Raw genomic sequence first — 4,412 nt, 5'->3', positions numbered from 1 at the left:
CTGCGACCTGAAAGACCTGCTTGGCAAGATCGACCGCCACTGTCGTACAGGCCGACACATCGGTTGAAGACAGGGACTGTTTAAGCGTCGTATTCTTTTTCATGGACTCGCCCTCGCTGCCGTTGGCTTCTTAGACTGCCACCGTGGCGCATTGACGCCTCGGCGTGGGCGAGTCCATCCAATTACAGGGGATGTGTGGCGTCAGTAGGTCAGGCGCTTCTGGAAGAAGAAGTGCTTGTGCCCCGGTGGGTAATCGGCGATGTGGCCGATCTCGCTGTAGCCACACTTCTTGTAAAACTCCGGCGCCTGGAACTCGAAGGTTTCCAGCCACAGACCGACGCATTCCTTTTCGCGTGCCAGGTCTTCGGCCATCTGCATCAGCTTCGTGCCCATGCCCTGTCCCCGGGCCTGTTCCGGCACCGCCAGCAAATCGATAAACAACCATTGATAAAACAATCGGGCGTAAACGCCGCCGACGATGTCGTCGTTGTCGTCGCGTATCAGCAACGCGATATGTTCCGGAGGAGGGCTTGCCGACTTCGAGGTGTTGTAGGCGCGTAACGGCACGAGGATCGCTTCGCGTTCTTCCGGGGTGGGGTTGTGCTTGCGTTCGATACGCAGGTTCATGGCTATATCCTTATGGCGGTGAAACCCCAGCCTAACGTGCTCACCGCCAATGTTCCATCACCGCAATGTCGGAGGAACCCTCGCCAAGGCGCAGATGTCATTGATTAAGACGCGTCATTCCAGAGCGCGGCTGATGAGGACATTCCGTGAACATTTTCGAAGCCTTGCGTGAAAGCCACGAACGCCAACGGACGTATGCCAAGGCGCTGCTTCATACCAGCGGCGACAGCCCTGAGCGGGTCGAGGCGTACAAGCAGCTCAAGGCGGAACTCCAGGCCCACGAAACCGCTGAAGAGCGGCATTTTTACATCCCGTTGATGGAACTCGACAATGGCGTGGAGCTCAGCCGCCATGGGATTGCCGAACATCACGAGATGGACGAAATGATGGAGGCACTGGACGAGACCGAGATGTCCAGTCCCGCCTGGCTGGCGACCGCGAAGAAACTGTCAGAAAAGGTTCATCACCACCTCAAGGAGGAGGAGCAGAAATTCTTCCAGATGGCCGGCAAGTTGCTCGACGACAAACAGAAAGAGTCGTTAGCCGGGCAGTACGAAAAGGAATACAAAGCGCAGATGGCTTAAGCCATACCTTGTAGGGATTAAAAACCGGGGAGGCGGGATGTTCCGGGCCAATGTCCGCCTTCCAGCGTCAGCAACAACTCCTTCGCCGCAAGCCCACCGGCAAACCCGGTGAGCTTGCCTGACGCGCCAATCACCCGATGGCACGGCGCGACAATCGATATCGGGTTCTTGCCATTCGCTGCCCCCACCGCCCTGACCGCCGACGGGTTGCCGATCTGTTCGGCGATCTGGCTGTAGCTGCGGGTCTCGCCGAACGGGATGGTCAGCAGCGCTGCCCAGACCCTCTTCTGGAATTCCGTCCCGACAAAATCAAGGTCCAGCTCGAACCGAGTCCGGCTGCCGGAAAAATATTCCCGTAGCTGCCGGGCGGTTTGCACCAGGATCGGATTGTCCGCAGCTTCGCTCATCGGACCGAGCCGCACCCGGCCGGGTTTATCGTTTTCCCAGAGGATGGCCGCCAGTCTTGAACCGTTCGCGACCAGCTTCAACTCACCGACTGGGGAGGGAATTGCGATGTAGGTAAAGGTCATGCCAATGCCTGTGGGAAATAGCTGAACAAGCGTTAAGGATACTGCCTCGATGGGGAGGCGCAATATGTAATCCCGACCATACTTGGATACTGTTTTTGACGAGTTTTCCTACTCAATAAAAAGAAGAGAACGACCCATGAAGTACGAACCTTTTGCCAAAACGCTGATTGCGACCTCGTTGGCGCTCAGCTGCCTGACTGCCCACGCTGCCTCCGTGGCCCCGGCTACCGGGGAAAACGGCATGGTGGTCACTGCCCAGCACCTGGCCAGCCATGTCGGTGTGGATGTGCTCAAAAACGGTGGTAACGCTGTCGATGCCGCCGTCGCGGTGGGTTATGCATTGGCGGTGGTCTATCCCGCCGCAGGCAACCTCGGCGGCGGTGGTTTCATGACCATTCAACTGGCTGACGGGCGCAAGACCTTCCTCGACTTCCGCGAAAAAGCCCCACTGGCCGCGACCGCCAACATGTACCTCGACAAGGACGGCAATGTCGTCCCGGACCTGAGTACCCGTGGTCACCTGGCTGTCGGTGTGCCGGGCACGGTGTCGGGTATGGAGCTGGCGCTGTCCAAGTACGGCACCAAGCAGCGCAAGGAAATCATTGCACCGGCCATCAAACTCGCTGAAGACGGTTTCGTCCTGGAGCAGGGCGACGTCGATCTGTTGGACTACGCCACCGACGTGTTCAAGAAAGACATCAAGGACTCCGGCGCAATCTTCCTCAGCAACGGCGAGCCGATGAAAGTCGGCCAGAAACTGGTGCAAAAGGACCTGAGCAAAACCCTGCGGGAAATCTCCGATAAGGGCAGCGACGGTTTCTATAAAGGCTGGGTAGCCGACGCCATCGTTACCTCCAGCCAGGCCAACAAAGGCATCATCACCCAGGCCGATCTCGACAAATACAAAACCCGTGAACTGGCGCCGATCGAGTGCGATTACCGGGGTTATCACGTGGTTTCCGCACCGCCTCCGAGTTCCGGCGGCGTGGTGATCTGCCAGATCATGAACATCCTCGAAGGCTATCCGATGAAGGATCTGGGCTATCACTCGGCCCAGGGCATGCACTATCAGATCGAGGCGATGCGCCATGCCTATGTGGACCGCAACAGCTACCTGGGCGACCCGGATTTCGTGAAGAATCCGATTGCCCATCTGCTGGACAAGAACTACGCGACCAAACTGCGCGAGGCGATCAACCCACAAAAAGCTGCGGTCTCCAGCGAGCTGAAACCGGGCGTAGCCCCCCACGAAGGCAGCAACACCACGCATTATTCCATCGTCGATAAATGGGGCAACGCGGTGTCGGTGACCTACACCCTCAACGACTGGTTCGGGGCGGGCGTCATGGCGAGCAAGACCGGGGTCATCCTCAACGATGAAATGGACGACTTCACCTCGAAAATCGGCGTGCCGAACATGTACGGCCTGGTGCAGGGCGAGGCCAACGCCATCGCGCCCGGCAAGGCGCCGCTGTCGTCCATGAGCCCGACCATCGTCACCAAGGACGGCAAAGTGGTGATGGTGGTCGGCACGCCGGGCGGCAGTCGCATCATCACTGCGACGTTGCTGACCATGCTCAACGTGATCGATTACGGCATGAACATCCAGGAAGCGGTCGATGCGCCGCGTTTCCACCAGCAGTGGCTGCCGGAGGAAACCAACCTGGAGGCTTTCACTACCAGCCCGGACACGGTGAAAATCCTCGAAAGCTGGGGCCACAAGTTTGCAGGTCCGCAGGATGCCAACCACTTGGCGGCGATCCTTGTAGGCGCGCCATCGTTGGGTGGCAAACCGGTGGGCAACAACCGTTTCTACGGGGCCAACGATCCGCGGCGTAACACGGGCTTGTCGCTGGGTTATTGAGGGTTGTGTTTAAAGGGGGGGCGGGCCTATGTTCGTCCCCTGATCCATCGACAATTCAAGGAAGGAAATCATGACCACTGCGTTGTTAATCGTCGACGTCCAGCAGGCGCTGTGCTCGGGCGAATATGAATGCTTTGAAATCAAACGTGTCATCAAAACCATCAACGAACTCAGCGCCCGGGCGCGTGACGCCGGGGTTCTGGTGGTGCTGATCCAGCATGAGGAAACAGGCAGTCCACTGGCCCATAACGCCGCTGGCTGGCAACTGGCCGAAGGGCTGCAAACCTCGCCCAAGGATCATCGTGTACGCAAGACCACCGGGGATTCGTTCTACCAGACCAATCTGCAGCAGCTGTTGCCGAAAGAGGACTTCGAACGCCTGATCATCTGCGGCCTGCAAACCGATTACTGCGTCAACGCCACCGTGCGTCAGGCGTTGAAGCTAGGCTACGACGTGGTGCTGGCGGCCGACGCGCATTCGACCGTCGACAACGGCAATCTCACCGCCGAAGACATCATCACCGAACACAACAAGGACCTGGCGCACCTGAGTGGCTCGGTGGCGCGAATCGACGTGATCCCGGCCCAAGACATCCACTTCTGAAAACACCCCTCTCCCCTGTAATTGGATGGACTCGCCCACGCCGAGGCGTCAATGCGCCACGGTGGCAGTCTAAGAAGCCAACGGCAGCGAGGGCGAGTCCATGAAAAAGAATACGACGCTTAAACAGTCCCTGTCTTCAACCGATGTGTCGGCCTGTACGACAGTGGCGGTCGATCTTGCCAAGCAGGTCTTTCAGGTCGCAG

5 protein-coding genes are annotated in these 4,412 nt (G+C 58.5%); 3 read left to right on the top strand and 2 right to left on the bottom strand.

What is annotated here, in order from left to right; translation table 11 throughout:
- Positions 1-201: 201 nt before the first annotated feature.
- On the bottom strand, positions 202-627 hold the full coding sequence (locus CKW19_RS28135) for an N-acetyltransferase (RefSeq protein ID WP_095061777.1): 426 nt from the start codon (positions 625-627) through the stop codon (positions 202-204).
- A gap of 146 nt (positions 628-773) precedes the next feature.
- Between CKW19_RS28135 and CKW19_RS28130 the strand changes: the two genes are divergently transcribed.
- The gene (locus tag CKW19_RS28130) at positions 774-1,211 is read left to right on the top strand and encodes a hemerythrin domain-containing protein (protein WP_095061776.1); all 438 of its coding nucleotides are present in this window, start codon (positions 774-776) and stop codon (positions 1,209-1,211) included.
- A 17-nt stretch (positions 1,212-1,228) separates the two neighbouring features.
- On the opposite strand, the gene CKW19_RS28125 is transcribed toward CKW19_RS28130, so the two are convergent.
- Positions 1,229-1,741 (bottom strand): methylated-DNA--[protein]-cysteine S-methyltransferase, encoded by a 513-nt coding sequence (locus tag CKW19_RS28125; protein ID WP_095061775.1) that lies wholly within the window; start codon positions 1,739-1,741, stop codon positions 1,229-1,231.
- Between the two features lie 136 nt (positions 1,742-1,877).
- Between CKW19_RS28125 and ggt the strand changes: the two genes are divergently transcribed.
- Positions 1,878-3,605, top strand: coding sequence for a gamma-glutamyltransferase (ggt, locus tag CKW19_RS28120; RefSeq protein ID WP_095061774.1), 1,728 nt, complete (start codon positions 1,878-1,880; stop codon positions 3,603-3,605).
- A gap of 70 nt (positions 3,606-3,675) precedes the next feature.
- Complete coding sequence (locus CKW19_RS28115) at positions 3,676-4,209, top strand: cysteine hydrolase family protein (protein ID WP_095061773.1); 534 nt, start codon at positions 3,676-3,678, stop codon at positions 4,207-4,209.
- Positions 4,210-4,412 lie beyond the last annotated feature (203 nt).

The organism is Pseudomonas sp. Irchel s3f7, from assembly GCF_900187615.1.
In the GTDB taxonomy this organism is placed as follows: Bacteria; Pseudomonadota; Gammaproteobacteria; order Pseudomonadales; family Pseudomonadaceae; genus Aquipseudomonas.
This window is presented reverse-complemented; position numbering and strand designations above follow the sequence as displayed.